Here is a 16,564-nt window from a genome sequence, read left to right on the forward strand (position 1 = left end):
TTAAATCGTATTATATATGCTAGATTTAATCAATATTTACCAAAAATGAATTTTTGGGAGGTTTTTGAACCTGCACGATTGCTTAAGAAAAGCAGTTATCTTTTACGAATTTTGCTTAATTGTTTCTTCTACGTATTTCAAGAAATCTGTATATGTCGAATTCCCTTCCAGATATTGCGCTACCACAGTTAAAGGAACTATAACTCTATCTCTCTTTTTAGAGTAAAGAACCGTTGCTGTTTTAATGCCCCTATGCACCCCATCAAGTGCAGAAGAAAAATGATATACAGAATCATATTCATACCATTTAAAATCTTGATTTATATTCCTTTTTATAATTTCTCCAATATAGGCACCTATTCTTATCACAAAATTATCAAAATGATTCTTTAAAAGTTCACTACCCATTTGAGTAGTACATAATCTTTTCGTATAAGCATCTATATAGCGAATGCTTTCAATAGTGAAATCTAAATTTCTCTTTGTTAGGTTCTCTTGATCCCAAGTATCTTTTGATACATCCTGATACATTAATTTCGCAATGCTTTTTAAATCATTTTTTATTAATTTTGTTCTATTTAAGGAACCGAACATATGACATTTCCCCTTTATTAATTATTTAAGTGTTACTTATAAGTCTACACCGGTAGATAAAAAAAGCTATGCAATCTTTAAATACAGTAATTAGCAGGACTTTTTGATTTTTCACAGAACTTCTATACAGAGTATTTCTCAAAGGAGAGTGAAATTGTGGTTCTATCGAAAGAGGGTTTGTTAAATATATTGGAAGGCAACAGGAGCTTGACGTTGAGGGTGGTTGAAGCTTTCCCTGAAAAGGAATTGTTTAATTATGCACCGGCCAGGGAGCTTCGCCCTTTCGCAGATATGGTTAAAGAAATCATGAACATTGAAACTGCATATATGCGTGGAATTGCACTGGGTGTTTGGGAGTTTCCAGATTCGTTTGCCGGAATTTCTACCAAAGAAGAACTTGTATCAGCATGCGAAGCAGTAAGGGATGATACGAGGAAGCTGTGGGAGGAAATGACCGAGGAAACGCTTGGAGTGGTCGAAAAGGATCCTTTTTTCGGTCCTTCACAAAGCCACTTTGATAGACTTCAATATGCGTTGGAAAACGAAATCCACCATAGGGGCCAGGGTTATATCTACCTTAGAACACTCGGAATTGAACCGCCGGAATTTTTCGTAAGGCAATAATGCATTATGTAATAAATTGGGAGCATTGAATAACAAATAAAAAAGTAGGAGTGAAAGAAATGTCAGTTGATGCATATCTTAATTTTAATGGGAATTGTCGACAAGCAGTAGAGTTCTACGCAGAGGTTTTTGGAACGGAACTACCAAATATCATGACCTTTGGGGAAACACCGCCTAATCCGGATTTTACTCTTCCAGAAGAAGCGAAAGATTTAGTCATGCATACAAGGCTAAATATAAATGGAAGCAATATCATGTTTTCAGATACTTTTCCTGGAATGCCTTTTGTTGAAGGAAACAATATCAGCCTGGCTTATGTCAGTAATGATTTGGATGAAATTAAATCGATTTTTAACAAACTAAGTGAAGGCGGTACGGTTGGTGTAGAGCTCCAAGAAACATTCTGGAGTAAAATTTATGGTCAGTTAACCGATAAATTCGGAATCAAATGGCAATTTAACTTCGAGAGCTGAGAAATGGAATTTGGATATAGTGCTTTTCACTGGTGAAAAGTTTCTATATCCTTTTGTGTTTCAGGCAAGGATATTGTAACTAGCAAAGGATTAACGCGATTAGTTTAATGATCGGTTGGAATACACAAAACGGCACCCTAACCCTTACAATAGGTCATGATAAATGGTATATAGTAATAGGGTACCTTCAAGGTATTTAATCTTATCGAATAAATTCGCATTTCCATGATAATAGCAGAGTTTAGTTTTCCTGGCTAAACTTGAGAACAATAAAGGAGAAAAAATTATGAAAAATAAGATTCAAAAGATCACAACCAACCTGTGGTTTGATACACAAGCTGAAGAGGCGGCGAAGTTATACACTTCCATATTCGAAAATTCTAAGATCGGAAGAATCACTCGCTATGGTAATGCAGGAAATCAAATCCACGGGAAACCAGAGGGATCAGTGATGACCGTGGAGTTTGAACTGGACGGACAAGCATTCGTAGCATTAAATGGCGGTCCGCAATTCAAATTTACCGAGGCAATATCATTTATCATCAATTGCGAGGATCAAGAAGAGGTGGATTATTATTGGGAAAAACTCTCTGAAGGTGGAGATGAAAAGGCGCAAGTGTGCGGTTGGCTGAAAGATCGATTTGGTGTGTCATGGCAAATTGTCCCTGAATATCTAACCGAGATGGTAAACGACTCCGCCACTGAAAAATCGGAAAGAGTTATGAAAGCGCTGCTCCAAATGAAGAAAATTGACATTAAAACTTTAAAGCAGGCGTATATAGGTTAGGTTCCTAAGAAACATCTATCTAGTAAAGTTGTATTCATTCCTGAAAATCATACGATTTTGAAGTAACTAAAACCTAGTTTCTCGGTATTGCAGGTGTGAAATTAGGTTTTGATATTTGAATTTCCTAAAAGTTTAAATCCGCATTTCCTGGCGATAGCCCCTATTAGTAAGAATAAACTTTCTTAAGTATATTATCATAAATGATCTAAATGGTTTTAAGGGAGAAATAGATACAATGGAAAATATATTTATACCAGCACTACGACATGGCGATGAAATCATAGAAAGAAAAATCCGTTACGACTCTATAGTTGTAGAGCATAACTGTTTGCTGTTAAAAGAACAAAATCAACATGTCGTGCTTTTTCATGAAATCATGGATTCGTTCACGATGAAAGCGGGTTCTATAAAATTAACCATTCCTGTAAGCAGTTATACAATTGCTTATTATTGGAAAGACCGTCCTTATAATTTATACATTTGGAGAGATAACGACGGAAATTATTTAGGATCCTATTTTAATATTGTAAGAAATACATATATGGCTGATAAGTTGGTATCCTTTGAGGATTTGATTATAGATATATTGGTGCTTCCGGGTGGGGAATATTTTATTTTAGACGAGGAAGAGTTACCTGTGCCATTAGAGCAATTTGAGAGTGGTTCTGTTAAACAAGCCCTAATCTCCTTACTTGATTCCATTGATATTCTTCTTTCACAAACCATTTCAGAATCCGAGAAGCTCTATAAACATAAAGACCTCCTTCCATGGCTGAACAACAAATGACATACAAAAAGCCTACTTCATTCAGTAGGCTTTTTGTTCTCCCTCACTCACTATCAGCTTGAGCCGATATACTGTCGCCAAGCTCCTCAATGTTCTTAGATACCTTCGCACTGTATGTGTAGTCACCGTAGCAATATGGATATCGAAAATTATCTTTGTCACCGCCGCAATCATAGAGCGTGGGGTTTTTTTCGACCTGAAGCATGGAGAACTTCTTTGCAAGCTCTTCATTATGCTTGCCCCCTTCATTCGCAACGAAATCAATATAACCAATTCCCATGTTATATGCTTGAAGGATCGTGGCAAAATCAACGCCCTTTTCATTGCCATATTCATTGATCCGCTTAAAATGTTTCACTCCATACTTAATGCTTTCCGTTGGATCAGTGATTGTATTTGGATCAAGGCCCGCTGACTCAGATGCCTGCATTGGGTCACCGCCCCGCCCTCGGCTTTCCTGCTGCATCAAAGCAATCAATGTCGAAGTATGCTCCTCAAGTCCGTATTTAGTCAACTCGTCTTGCAGAAGTGAACTATACTTTTTCACGTTCGCAAAGGAATCAAGCGTATTTACTGATGTGGTAACATTTTCGGAATATGGGGTTTGCATGATCTCCTTAATGAGCAAAAATACGAAAATCAGGATGAAAATGTTAAAAACTTTCTTTGATTTCTTACGTTTCTTCTTCACATTCTCTCTCCGTTATCTCTAAGTTAATATATTTATATCTTAACAAATTGTAAGAGTAATAACTATTTAGAATACCCAATTAAATGTTCTGCAAACTGGATTAGCATTAATTGTAATTAGTGTATTTTCTCAACCACTTAACTTAGCCGCCGCAAAATCTTAAAAGGAACGGAGTCACACAGTGCATATTTTTAGGACAATGAGACACCCTACTGGTTGGAGGTGATATGTATGGACAAGAAGAGTGAAAAAGAAGAAATCCTTGATGATAAAAAGGGGAAATATAGAAACGAATTTGGGGCAGATCCAGATGAACAAGAAATGAATGGTCTATATGGTATGTTGGAAACTGAATATGAAGATAAGCTACACGATAAAGAAAAGTAACGATGGGGTTTCTTGAATATTTGTAAATCGCCTTTTATGGCGTTTTTCTATGTGTTCAAATTCTAAAGGATCGTATATAGTTTCATATGAACTGATTTTTGAATATGCAAAAAAACGAAAACCGAAAAAGTCTTCGTTTTGTCCAAATTTAAATTCATTTGATCATTAACTAAAAGGATACAAAAGGGGTTCGGAAATTAAAAAACTCCGAACCCCTTTTTAAATTCCCTTTGAAATTTTGACCAAAGGTTAAGAGATTTGGGCTCTTCGAGCCACTATGTTAAACCATTTTAGGACCTTGCCATGTCCAAGTGGCCATCTTCTTTAAATTAATGGCAGCGAAAGTAAGCATCGCTTGCATCAACTAATTTTTAAGTCCCTTTAAAGTAGTCCAACGCATACCATGCTTTTCTTTTGCATCTGCGAATACACGCTCAATTGTTTCTTTGCGTTTCGCATATATAGGTTTTACCTCTTGATGATGACGCAGATTATCTGCTTCTTCCACATATGCTTGCCAAATATGCCGTGTCACTACTTTTTGATGGTCTTTGCTTCCTGTACACCGTGATAAAAATGAGCATGTTGCACAATTTTGTTTTGGCGATTTGTATTCGCGATAGCCCTCTTTATTTTTTGTTGTGTACTTTAAAGTTTCGCCCGAAGGGCAAAGGTAACAATCAAAGTGTTCATCGTAAACATAGTCATGTTTGCGAAAGAATCCTTCTTTTGTACAAGGACGTGTATAGGGTAAAGCAGGTGTGATTTCTTTGTTAATTAGGTAGCAAGTAATCTCTGGTGTTTTATAAGCTGCAACTGCTTCTGGTTTTCCAACTTTCTCAATCACTTGCTCAACAAGTGGCTCCAAAATATGACTGTCATGTGTATTACCAGGTGTTACAATCGTTCCCAATTCAAAACCGTCGCGGTCTGCGGTTGCGTGGAATGAATAGGCAAATTGTTTTGTTCGTTCATCTTTCACATAGTAGCCACTCTCAGGATCCGTAATACTTTCTTTAATTGCTTTGGTTTCTTCCTTATCAAATTTATCTGCTTGAAGACGTCCTTGATAAGCTCGTGTTTCTTTGCGTACGATTTTCCTTTCAAATTTACGCTTATTCGCATTGGCTTTCACATGTGTGGAATCGACGAATACGTGTTCAGCACTTATTAACTTTCTATCAGCAGCTGTCATTAAGATGCGATAGAAATCTGTTCAAACAGGTCTGTACCTTTAAAACGTCGCTCATAATTTTTCCCGAACGTTGAGAAATGAGGTATTTTATCATGGAAACCATAGCCTAAGAACCAACGGTAAGCCATATTTGTTTAAGCTTCTTCAATCGTTTTACGCATGCAAGGAATACCGAACTAAAATAACTGGATCAATACTTGGGCGTCCTACCTCTGAATACATATCTTTCACCAAGTCATAAATGAAAGTGAAGTCAATGGAAGCCTCAATTTTACGAACCAAATGATTCGCCGGCACCAGTTAATCTAAAAGTAATCATTTCAAGTTGGTCTCGCTGAATAGAATTATGTTTCGAAAGCATCCTCATCACCTCAAATTTTAATAGTTCTATTTTAAAACAAAAAAGACTATAGGCATAAGGAGTTTCATCTAAAATTTTAAACATAGTTGATTGGAGCGGGTGTGCGAGACTCCTGCGGGAATAGCGAGTCCAAGGGAGACCCCACAGGCGCAAGTGCGCCGAGGAGGCTCCCGGACCGCCCGCGGAAAGCGAGTGCCTGAAGTGGAAATCAACGTCCAAATTTGTACAAGCCCAAAAAAAGTAGACAAACTCGATTTTCATCGAGTTTGTCTACAGTCTGAAAGGGAGTGACCTACTGTCACTCCCTTTCTCAATTAGTATTGTGAAGATTGTCCGCCATCAATCGGAATGACTACACCGTTGATGAACTCTGATTCCCCTGATAATAGGAAAGCGACTAAACGGCCGACCTCTTCAGGTTTACCGAAGCGTTTCTTAGGATTCACACTGACGAATTCCGCCATTGCTTCTTCCCAATTCTCTCCGCCTATTTGCCTGAATGATCCCTCTACCATCGCTGTTAAGATTACTCCTGGTGCAATGGCATTTATGCTGATACCATATTGGCCATATTCTATGGCAGCTGTTTTTGTTAAGCCAGCTACAGCATGTTTACTTGCAACGTACGCAGCTTGGTTAAGCACAGCACGAATTCCGCCTACAGAAGCCACGTTCACCACTGCCCCTGATCCTTGTTCTTTCATGATTGGCAGAATGTATTTCATACCATAGAAAACACCATTGATATTGATGTCCGTTACTTTGTTGAAAACGTTGCTATCGTATTCAGCCATAGGGGCCTGTTTACCTTCAATACCCGCATTATTATAGAATCCATCGACTCTGCCATATTTGCTGACTGTTTGGTCTACATAGTTCTTTACTGCTTCTTCATCCGATACATCTGCAGTGACCAGAAGCACTTCCGAGTTTGGTGCCAAGTCTAAGATTAATTTTTTTGTCACTTCCAAAGATGCGTCGTTTAAATCAACTAATGAAAGTTTAGCTCCTTCTTTAGCCATTTCCAATGCGGCTGCTTGACCTAAACCTGATCCTGCCCCTGTAATGATAACAACTTTGCCATCGAATCTTTCGCTCATATGTCAAAACTCCCCTTTTAAGTTATCTTGAAAATTTAATTAATTATACTGATTACCCCTTAAAGCTTAAGAATCCATCATCAACTGGAATGACTTGTCCATTAATGGCATCCGCTTTTTCAGAGAACAAGAACGTTACAACTTCAGCAACTTTTTCTGGCTGAATCAATTTTTTCCTCATATGAAGTTGAGCCAAACTGTCCAGGAACTCTTGATCTTCACCAATGATCGGCGTTTCGATAAATCCTGGTGCCACTCCGACAACACGAATCCCATATTGCGCAAGTTCAATTGCACCGGATTTAGTCATCGCGATGACTGCTGCTTTTGCAGCATGGTAATTAAAGCTGCCAATAGAAACCATCGTCCCGTATATTGAAGCTGTATTAACGATCGTTGCGCCTGTTACACCAAGCTCAACCATCTTCCTTGCTGCATAATACATGCCATAATAAACGCCGTGTTGGTCAACATCAACTACTCTGTGGTATGATTCTGGATCCATCTCCAAAAATGGTTTTACTAGTCCAATTCCAGCATTGTTGAAAATGCCATTGATGGTGCCATGATTGGCAATTGCAGCTTCGACCATCGCTTCCACTTCTTTTGCACTAGCTACATCCACTTTCACGAAAGATGCCGTGCCTCCCTTTTGTTGAATAGCTTCAGCCGTTTCTTTAGCGGCAATATCATTGTAGTCAGCCGCTACGACAATAGCTCCCTGATCAGCTAATTTAAATGCCGTTTCCTTTCCAATTCCGCTGCCTGCTCCTGTAATAATTATGACCTTTCCTTGTAAACTCATGTATTCGTCCCCCTTTAACAAAGTTTGTTGCTTATCAGATTAAAATGGCCCCTCCGTCGATTACAAGTTCTTGACCCGTAATGTGGCTGGAAAGATCGGATACTAAGTACATCATTAGATTTGCTATTTCCTGCGGCTCAGCATACCGGCCATCCGGAGTCGTTGCTTCCAACTGTTTTCTAGCCGCTTCAGCTGCCGCGGAATCTCCTTGACCAAATCCGCTTTCAATCGACCGCATCATAGCCGTGTTGACGACACCTGGGCAGACGGCATTCACCCGGACACCATGTGGAGCTACTTCGACACCAGCTGTTTTCGTCATTCCTAGAACCGCATGTTTACTAGCGCCATACGCCACCATGTTTGGCGTTGCCAGTAAACCAGCTCCAGAAGCTGTATTCACGACCGCCCCGCTTTTTTGTTCAATCATATGGGGCAATACATGTTTCATGCCCAAGAAAACACCTCGTACATTTATTGACATTAATTGATCGAAAACCTCAGCAGGATAGTCGATAAGCGGCATTATTTTGCCTTCCCAACCTGCATTATTCAAGAAAATATCGATTTTTCCATAGAAATCTATCGTTTTTTGAACATAATTTTTTATATCGTCTTCCTTTGTAACATCTGCTTTAACGAATTTGGCTTCGCCGCCTTTTTCTTTGATTTCATTTACCGTTAGCATGCCTGCCTCTTCGGAAAGGTCTACAACAACCACTTTGGCACCATTTTCTGAAAGTGTAATAGAAGCTGCCCGGCCGATACCCCCGCCGCCACCGGTAACAATTGCTACTTTTTCTGTAAAATCAAATGCTTGCATAATATTCTCCCTTTCTCCCTTTGATCTTGGTGATAATATTCTTGCTTGAATACGATTACATAATAACATTCTTTTTGTCGATTGTCGACAATTTGGTTTTAGAGTCAAAGACTCTACATCACTCCACGATTCAAGGCTTCATGAATTTCATTTTTTGCTTTAACTAAATCATCTTCTAGAATGGCCTCAATAGACATCTTTAATCTGAAATGGAAACTTTCCATCGTTTCCGTATTCCATTGACTTTGGGCAAAAACCATGAGGATATGACTGGCTTCTTCAAAAAATCTTGCTAATGCTTTGTTATTGGCGATTGAAAAAATATATCGAAATATCTGTGTTGCCCTTTTTTGATACTCGATAACATTACCTTTTTCACACTCATCGGTTGCACTTTCCAAATGCTTTCGTAATGATTGCTTATTTTCTGGGTGCCAATTCCCTTGGGAAAATTCAATGCCCATCTGGATCAGTCCGATCGTAACATCATTATATTCAATGATTTCCCTTTGTGAAAATGGCTTGACGATCGTTCCCCGCCTAGGTATTCTCTCAACAATACCGTCAACCTGCAGTAAATAAAGGGCTTCGCGTACTGGTGCACGGCTAGTATTCAATTCTTTGGAAATGTCTTCTTCCACGATTTTCTCACCAGCTTCTATTTTACCTTCAATAATTTTTTTTAAAATGTGTTTAGCGATTTGTTGTGGTAACGATTCTCCAAAATAAATGCCATCTGTCAAATTGGAAGTATTTCCAAACATCTTTCAGCACTCCTATACTTCTATAATTAATTGTGGTTCTTTTAGTATAACATAGGGATAGGTATTAACTTCCTTTAATGCTAACCAGCCAAGAAAAACGTATTTTCCTATATGGAAAAAGCTCAAAAAGACTTAATGTCAGATCGCTTCTTCTAAGTGTTTTCCATATTCTACTGATTTTGGCGGTAAAAATGCAACAGATCTAGAGCCCCTTTTATATAAAGGGCTCCATGTGTATTTTTTAATCAACTAGCCTCGGTTTCGCTGGATCGCAGTTTGGCTTTTCCATGTCTGTCGATTCAGCGAGTTTCGTTAAATAATAACATTCTTCTCGCCACATATGATCTGCCATTAATGGCGAAAGCGTTCCAAGAGCCTGCGCACTAAGGTCAAGCTCCTCCAATTCAAGCAGGAAGTGCTGGAAGAATTTAATTTCCAATGTGACGTCGGCATTCATTTTTTCCAATGCTGGGAATGTTGACAGATTGGTTCGTAAAAATCCAGCCATTTCAACAGCTTTTAAATAAAAATCATTAAAATGTTTTTTATATTGGTCACTTTTCTCTTTTAACCTTTTTTCAACGTCATCCATATTGGATGATATTGCACCTGCATGTCCTGCTGCATCTAACAGCCAAACTAAATGGTGATGAAGTTCATGAAAAACCGGCGGCATTTGATCTGAATTGAAATATTTCAATAATCTTAAATATTCTTCTAATTCGTTCACCATATGATTAATGAATGAAGGTGAAAGATGTATTTTTATTTTACCTACCAGATGTTCTTTAATTAGGCTTAGCTTAAACTCCCGAAATCTTAATGTCTCTTCTTCTGCGATGGCAGTAAGTTGCGAGATCTCTTCCAATTGGCCTGACCAAGGAGAGCATCAAAAACTTGAATGAATTCAGAGGCAATTTCAATGTTTTCCACTTCAACCGGCGCTAAAGACTCATGAATGAACCTGGCATGGTCTCCTAAGATTTGCAGCCAAAACCGATGCTCGAATCTTGCTGTTTTCTCCAAAAACTCGGTCATTTTCTCTTCCCCATAATTTAAAGTATAAGAAACTCACTTGTAATTTGTATTCCTAAACCTACAAACATATTAATATAAGTTAAATGGGGCGTAATGAAGCCTAAGCTTGATCCTATACCTTCAGATTACTCACACACCAACAAATTAATGGGGTCTTTGAGTCGCTTTAAAAACGGTCATTTTAATACAAATTTAAACCAACCTTATATTTATATTGATTTAATCGTTCTGGAAGTGGTGAAACTTTTAAATTAAGGTCGGTAGGAGGAAGGTAGATTGTCAAAGGAAATAATAAGTTACATTGACTATTCAATGGAGAAAATTCCAGGGGGCGAAATAGAATTAAGGGACGATAGAATTAAAAGCAAATGGAAAGCTGAAATAAGACCGTTCCTTCTTGCACGTTATCCTGTCACTATGGATTTCTACTATGCCATTACAAATAAATCACCTAATTCTTTTGATCGGGATCTAAAACCTGTTGTGAATATCTCTTGGAATGATGCAATTTCTTTTTGTAATCTGCTTTCACAGAAAGCTGGACTGGGAGAGTGTTATTCTAAAAATGGGGAAAACATTGTTTGTGATTGGGAATCAAGCGGTTTTCGACTTCCTTCAGAAGCGGAGTGGCAATATGCATGTAAAGCCGGGACTCCTGGTTATAGATACGGAGAGCTGAATGAGATTGCCTGGTATAACGAAAATTCAGGGGGCATGATCCATGAAGTAGGAACAAAGGAACCGAATCCATGGGGGCTGCATGATATGTTAGGGAATGTTTGGGAATGGTGCTGGGACTTATATGATGAACAAGTGTACGGCACCTACCGTATTTTTCGAGGGGGGAGCTGGGCTGAGGATGCTAGAGGTTGTGGAGCTTCATGTCGCCGGCGCAGCCATCCGACATTTTGTATAGACGACCTAGGATTCCGTCTTGCCCGGTCTTTTTAACCTTAGCAAACAAGCCAAATCCATTCAAAACTCAAAGCTTTATCTTAGTTGTACATCTATTCATATTTATTTCCAGTTTCTTGGTAGAATTCCGATGGGAACAAAATAAAAACCTGAAAAATTTTCAGGTTTTTTATAATTTCTTCATTCGATTACCAGAGAAATGCGAGAAAAACTAAAGATGCAATTGCACCAAATGCAAATCCATTTGCGGCACCCCAGCCATATCCTGCATTAAAACCTCCATAACCAAAACCCCCAAGGTTTCCGCCTCCGTCAAATGGACGAATATATACACGGTTCGGTGTAACCCGGTGTATGATTCCCCGATGTACGGTTCCTCTGCTTGTACGAATTTCAACCGGTCTTCCCACACCTTGCCTGCATTTATGATAATAATTATGATATCCCATTTTGCACTCCCCTTATCAGTCGATTTTACATCGTATGCATTCAGGGACTAGCATGAATGGATTAAATACCCACCAATCATTTAAAAGTCTTTCCCATTTTCCTTATCACTCCTTGAAACCAAAGCATAAAATACATTTATACATGTACCAAAGGAGATTATGCCATGAACCACTCATACCAAGACGCACTAGCCATACTTGGAATTGAAGGGGCACACCCTGGTGGATTTGAACTGACTAAGCAGATTTTGAAAAATGAAAAAATCGATCATACGTCAATAATCCTTGAAGCCGGATGCGGGACAGGGCAAACCTCATCTTACTTGGCAAAAACGTTTCTTTGCCAAGTATCCGCGCTTGATAATCACCCTGAGATGGTGAAACATGCAAAAAAAGGATTCCAAAAAGCTAACTTAAGCATTGAACTATATAAGTCTTCAATAGAAGAACTGCCTTTTGACAATAATTCTTTTGATTTTATCATAGCCGAATCAACGACTGCATTCACGGATATTCAAAAATCACTCCGAGAATTTTACAGGGTCCTTAAACTAGAAGGAACTTTGTTAACCATTGATATGACAGCGGAAACCAGCCTTGATCCTGTCTCAAAAAAAGAAATCATTAACTTTTATAATTTAAGGGAATTATTAACGCAATCCGAATGGTTAAAGGCCTTCCAACAAAACGGATTTACAGATTTAAAAATCTTGAAATCAAGTACCGTCTTAGAGGAATTAATGAATTCTTCAGCATCAAATAGATCCATTCAGCCTTTGAATGGATCCTTGGAACGAGTCATGGACGCACATTACCGCCTCATTTTATCTTACGGAAACAGCCTCGGTTATAGAGTATACAGAGCAAGTAAAAAATAGGGCATTCATCATGAATAAGGCAGCTTAATATGTGTCTGGAACCTTGAACACAATGATAAAAACCTGGAACAAGTTCAAGGTTTAAAGGGATGGTCCTATTTAGACGATGATCTGTACACAATTTCGGCCATTCTTCTTTGCGGCATATAAGGCTTGGTCGGCCCGTGGCATCAATGTTTTGATGGAAATGCTTCGGTCACCAGCTTCAATTAATGCAGTAGTCACCCCGAAACTGCAGGTAACGGAAATCATCTCTTCATTAACCAATGCAATACTTTCAGAAACCTTTTTCCTTATCATATCGGCCAACTCATATGCAGCGGGTAAAGCGGTATTCGGCAAACATATGATAAATTCTTCACCGCCATAACGCCCCAACAAATCTCCTTCCCGAATGTTTTCCTTTGCAATATTCGCTACAAGCGTTATAGCCGCATCCCCTGCTTCATGTCCAAAAGTATCATTTACATTTTTGAAATGATCGATATCAAACATGATGACTGAAACATTGCCGCCTTCCATGCTTAGAGCATCAAATAAAATTTCCGATTTTTTGATGAAAAATGTTCTATTCAATATTTGGGTTAATCCGTCCAAGCTGGCAAGTTGCTTCATCTTTTCCAGCATGAGTACTCTTTCAGTTACATCGGCGAAGGTAATGATCTGTCCGATAGACAGGTTGTTTTTGTTGAACACGGGTGAAAAACCAATATGGTAATGTACCATATCACCATTTATGCTGCAATTAAAGTCACTGTCCTTTTTAAGGTCGATTATTCCCCTAAGAAGTTGATTCCCATTTAGCACACTTGTAATCGATTTACCAATGGAATGTTCATCCAACATGGGCAAAAATTTGCGCATTCCACGGTTATAGTCGACAATCAACCCCTGTTGATTTAAAACGATTACTCCCTCTTTCATACTTTCAAAGACGGTTTCCCGAGCGATCGGGGCTACATTGAACATTTGAAAAGTCAAAAGTGCCGCACCATGAAAGATAAACGTGATACTCATGGATACAGGACCAAGATCGATACCATATGAGCTTAGTCCATTTATATAAAAATAATTTGCTATTATAGGAATAAGAAGACCTGCCACCATCATTGATATTTGCATCCTGAATCTGAATGAAGATTTTTTCACCTGTTTTAGCAATATTATTATACTTATCATCACACATAAAAAAAGAAACAGGGAGTGTACGTAAAACCAAGGGCCGCCCACCAGTTTAATAATTGGAAAAGGACTATTGCTTCTCAACTCCATTGATTTGTAATATAAGTGATGAAGGTCATTTGTAAAATGCATGAAAATGGTGATGAACGGTATGATGAAGAGTGCATATTGCCAGACCTTCTTAATTCTCTGACCTACATATTCAATGCACATCAACAAAAGGAATACTGGGATGAATGGTAATGCCAAGTACTCGACCCTTAACCAGAATATGATTTGTTCTAACGATGTACTGGAAAGTTCGAAAGCATAGGAAAAAGTAAAGATGGAAGACAATAATGTCACGAGAATATAGGCTTTTGCTCCAGGTGCATCCTTGATCTTTAACTGTGCAAATAAACACAGAAACAAGCTTGAAGCACCTGCTATTATAAGTACGAGTATGTATAACAATAACTCCCGTGGCAATGCGAATCAACTCCGTTTAACAAAAAAATAGTTTTCCGTATATTATATAGCACTTTATGACTAGGTGACTAGAGTTTATTCAGGGAATTCTGAATTTTAAATCCCTTATTTACTTACACCCCAAACCGCCGAATAAAATAAACATCCAGTTTTACAACATGAAAAACCCTGCTTCATCACCTTGAACGTGAGTGGCAGGGTTGATAATTCAAATAAATGAAGTATTTAGGTACAGATTATACCTTCTCTGTTACTGCTGTGAATCGCTTTAAGAATGAAAGTATTTTTTGGTAGACCGCAATTTCATTTTCTTTTTTGGAAAATCCATGTCCCTCATCTTCCAGAAGCATATAATCGACATCTCTTCCTTTACCCTTCAAGGCTTGAGCGATTTGATCTGATTCCTCTTTGACGACACGGGGATCGTTTGCTCCTTGAATGACGAGCATTGGCTTTATCATCGATTCTAAATAGGTGATAGGCGAATACTCGATTAGTTTTTCTTTATCTTTTTCCGGATTTCCTACCCACTGATCCATGATTGGCTTCCAGTCTTCTGGAACGGAATTGATAAATGAGAAGAGGTTGGATGGACCGAAAATATCGACAACTGCCTTAAAATAATCTGCATGTCTTCCGTGGAGCAGAAGTGCCATATACCCTCCGAAGCTTCCCCCCATCAATAAGATGTTACCTTTTTGTGCATGTCCTTGGTCTATTAGCCAATCAAGGCCGGCTACATTATCAAGTCGTGGCCCATTTCCCCAATCTCCCTCTACCATTTTCGTGAATTCCAAACCATAACCAGTGGAACCGCGGAAGTTTGGCGCAAAAATACTGTAACCGTGATTCAGGAAAAATTGAAATGAAGCTCTGAAGGACTTCCGTTCTGCCGCTTGAGGTCCTCCATGAGGCCAAAAAATGATTTCACCATTGTCATTTTCCTTTTTTGCCCTAAAAAATAACGACTCGATCTCCAGGCCATCAAAGGAAGTGTATGTAATGATGTCGGGTTCAACCAATGCATCAGAATCGACGCCAGGAACAGTATATTTAGTTAATGATACCCACTTATCACCTGTATTTTTATAGATATTATGAGGTTTTGTTGCGCCCATGCCAAATAAGTAAAGCGTGCCTGATGCAGCAACCTCAAGCTTATTAATGACGCTGCATGGTACGGGGATGTTTCTCCAATTTTCATTTTGCAGATTGAATTCATATAATTGATCCTCTACACCCTTTTGGCTGGTTATATATAAAAGTTGATTCTCTTTACTATAATTAATGGCAGTAAAACTCTCATTCTCCAATTCTTTAATTTTACAGAATTTATTTGTTTCAAGGTTGTATGAAGCCATATAGGTAAAGTCTGAATCATAATCAGTCAATAAATATATCATCGAATCTGAAACAAAAACACCATCACTCACTGTGTGCTGTTTCTCAGTGGGCGGAGTGAGCAGGATATCTTCGTTCCCATTTTTTGCATAGAGTAGGGTATTTGTATTGGAAAAGTGTTTATAGTAAAGTAAGGTTTCTTCATCAGGGCTAAAGCCAAATAAATAGGTCGCTGCATCCTTCCCCTCCAATACCAGCTTTTCCTGTCCTGATTCTAAATCTAAACAATAGGCATTTAGAAAGGAAGCATTTCCTCTGGATGTCGTGTAATAGAGCTTTTTACTGTCATTCGATAATTTCGGCATGAAATTACGTGTATTTTCATGATGAACGATTCCCTTCATTGTCCCGCCATTCAAAGGAACCCCGTAAAACTGGGTATTTTCATTACCGTCTTGATCGAAACCAGCAATTATGAACCGGCTCTTCTTATCATATATCAGTGCTTGGCAGCTTTGATCAATGGATGTAAGCGGATAAGGAAAGGAGTTTGGCAAATCCATTCCCCATAAATTATACTTGCCGCTCAAATTGGTACTGAAAACCAGATGTTTTTCATCTGGACTTACGGCAAAATCAGCAATGGAAAAAGTTCGTAAAAATTGCTCAACATCAGGTTTTGGAAAAGTGATCATTTTGGCAGCCCCTCACATTTTTAATATAAAGAAAAATCTGTAGTTAATTATACCATATTTTTCCTTTGTGGTATAAGTAAACTGTCTATGGAAGCAGAGGATTCTAGTTTGCTATTCTAGTAAAAAAACTTATGTAACTATGCCTCTATTTTGGAAAAACGATTATTCAGCGTTTTGTCATCCGATATAATGATGTTAAAAGCAAGT

Annotated in this window: 16 protein-coding genes and 2 pseudogenes; 7 read left to right on the forward strand and 11 right to left on the reverse strand. The window is 38.4% G+C overall.

Annotated features, from left to right (window positions below):
- Positions 1–102: 102 nt before the first annotated feature.
- A complete protein-coding gene (locus tag ACQKMF_RS07720; RefSeq protein WP_402942811.1) occupies positions 103–594 on the reverse strand; it encodes a hypothetical protein in 492 nt (163 codons plus the stop codon).
- A 156-nt stretch (positions 595–750) separates the two neighbouring features.
- Between ACQKMF_RS07720 and ACQKMF_RS07725 the strand changes: the two genes are divergently transcribed.
- From ACQKMF_RS07725 to ACQKMF_RS07740, 4 genes are all read left to right on the forward strand, one after another.
- Positions 751–1,218 (forward strand): DinB family protein, encoded by a 468-nt coding sequence (locus ACQKMF_RS07725; protein WP_260357618.1) that lies wholly within the window; start codon positions 751–753, stop codon positions 1,216–1,218.
- A 59-nt stretch (positions 1,219–1,277) separates the two neighbouring features.
- Complete coding sequence (locus tag ACQKMF_RS07730) at positions 1,278–1,691, forward strand: VOC family protein (RefSeq protein ID WP_260357617.1); 414 nt, start codon at positions 1,278–1,280, stop codon at positions 1,689–1,691.
- Between the two features lie 286 nt (positions 1,692–1,977).
- The gene (locus ACQKMF_RS07735; protein ID WP_260357616.1) at positions 1,978–2,478 is read left to right on the forward strand and encodes a VOC family protein; all 501 of its coding nucleotides are present in this window, start codon (positions 1,978–1,980) and stop codon (positions 2,476–2,478) included.
- A gap of 235 nt (positions 2,479–2,713) precedes the next feature.
- Positions 2,714–3,265, forward strand: coding sequence for a DUF402 domain-containing protein (locus tag ACQKMF_RS07740; protein WP_230176306.1), 552 nt, complete (start codon positions 2,714–2,716; stop codon positions 3,263–3,265).
- Between the two features lie 43 nt (positions 3,266–3,308).
- On the opposite strand, the gene ACQKMF_RS07745 is transcribed toward ACQKMF_RS07740, so the two are convergent.
- Entirely contained in the window at positions 3,309–3,956 is a 648-nt protein-coding gene (locus ACQKMF_RS07745) for a lysozyme family protein (protein WP_230176307.1), read from the reverse strand.
- 231 nt (positions 3,957–4,187) lie between these two features.
- Between ACQKMF_RS07745 and ACQKMF_RS07750 the strand changes: the two genes are divergently transcribed.
- Positions 4,188–4,343: a DUF4021 domain-containing protein gene (locus tag ACQKMF_RS07750; protein ID WP_101222108.1), complete on the forward strand. Its 156-nt coding sequence runs from the start codon at positions 4,188–4,190 to the stop codon at positions 4,341–4,343.
- Positions 4,344–4,623: 280 nt separating this feature from the next.
- Here ACQKMF_RS07750 and ACQKMF_RS07755 read toward each other — a convergent pair.
- The 6 genes and pseudogenes from ACQKMF_RS07755 to ACQKMF_RS07780 all read right to left on the reverse strand — a co-directional run bounded on the left by ACQKMF_RS07755 (position 4,624) and on the right by ACQKMF_RS07780 (position 10,429).
- A pseudogene (locus ACQKMF_RS07755) lies at positions 4,624–5,899 on the reverse strand (transposase).
- Positions 5,900–6,213: 314 nt separating this feature from the next.
- Positions 6,214–6,999, reverse strand: a complete 786-nt coding sequence (locus ACQKMF_RS07760; protein WP_230176309.1) for a glucose 1-dehydrogenase — start codon at positions 6,997–6,999, stop codon at positions 6,214–6,216.
- Positions 7,000–7,051: 52 nt separating this feature from the next.
- Positions 7,052–7,804, reverse strand: coding sequence for an SDR family NAD(P)-dependent oxidoreductase (locus ACQKMF_RS07765; protein WP_427572472.1), 753 nt, complete (start codon positions 7,802–7,804; stop codon positions 7,052–7,054).
- Between the two features lie 34 nt (positions 7,805–7,838).
- On the reverse strand, positions 7,839–8,627 hold the full coding sequence (locus ACQKMF_RS07770) for an SDR family NAD(P)-dependent oxidoreductase (protein ID WP_101222105.1): 789 nt from the start codon (positions 8,625–8,627) through the stop codon (positions 7,839–7,841).
- 113 nt (positions 8,628–8,740) lie between these two features.
- On the reverse strand, positions 8,741–9,391 hold the full coding sequence (locus tag ACQKMF_RS07775) for a GntR family transcriptional regulator (protein WP_260357614.1): 651 nt from the start codon (positions 9,389–9,391) through the stop codon (positions 8,741–8,743).
- A gap of 241 nt (positions 9,392–9,632) precedes the next feature.
- Positions 9,633–10,429: pseudogene (locus tag ACQKMF_RS07780) on the reverse strand (DUF2935 domain-containing protein).
- A gap of 312 nt (positions 10,430–10,741) precedes the next feature.
- On the opposite strand from ACQKMF_RS07780, the gene ACQKMF_RS07785 reads away from it, so the two are divergent.
- Complete coding sequence (locus tag ACQKMF_RS07785) at positions 10,742–11,380, forward strand: formylglycine-generating enzyme family protein (protein ID WP_202190564.1); 639 nt, start codon at positions 10,742–10,744, stop codon at positions 11,378–11,380.
- A gap of 152 nt (positions 11,381–11,532) precedes the next feature.
- Here the strand turns inward: ACQKMF_RS07785 and ACQKMF_RS07790 are convergent, their stop codons facing one another.
- Positions 11,533–11,793, reverse strand: a complete 261-nt coding sequence (locus ACQKMF_RS07790) for a hypothetical protein (RefSeq protein ID WP_137023549.1) — start codon at positions 11,791–11,793, stop codon at positions 11,533–11,535.
- 164 nt (positions 11,794–11,957) lie between these two features.
- Between ACQKMF_RS07790 and ACQKMF_RS07795 the strand changes: the two genes are divergently transcribed.
- Positions 11,958–12,671, forward strand: coding sequence for a class I SAM-dependent methyltransferase (locus ACQKMF_RS07795; protein WP_260357612.1), 714 nt, complete (start codon positions 11,958–11,960; stop codon positions 12,669–12,671).
- Between the two features lie 99 nt (positions 12,672–12,770).
- On the opposite strand, the gene ACQKMF_RS07800 is transcribed toward ACQKMF_RS07795, so the two are convergent.
- Both ACQKMF_RS07800 and ACQKMF_RS07805 read right to left on the reverse strand, forming a co-directional pair.
- Positions 12,771–14,321, reverse strand: coding sequence for a histidine kinase N-terminal 7TM domain-containing diguanylate cyclase (locus tag ACQKMF_RS07800; protein WP_260357611.1), 1,551 nt, complete (start codon positions 14,319–14,321; stop codon positions 12,771–12,773).
- Positions 14,322–14,557: 236 nt separating this feature from the next.
- A complete protein-coding gene (locus tag ACQKMF_RS07805; RefSeq protein WP_427572477.1) occupies positions 14,558–16,357 on the reverse strand; it encodes a S9 family peptidase in 1,800 nt (599 codons plus the stop codon).
- Positions 16,358–16,564: the final 207 nt, after the last annotated feature.

Source organism: Peribacillus sp. NPDC101480 (genome assembly GCF_050277335.1).
Classification (GTDB): domain Bacteria; phylum Bacillota; class Bacilli; order Bacillales; family DSM-1321; genus Peribacillus.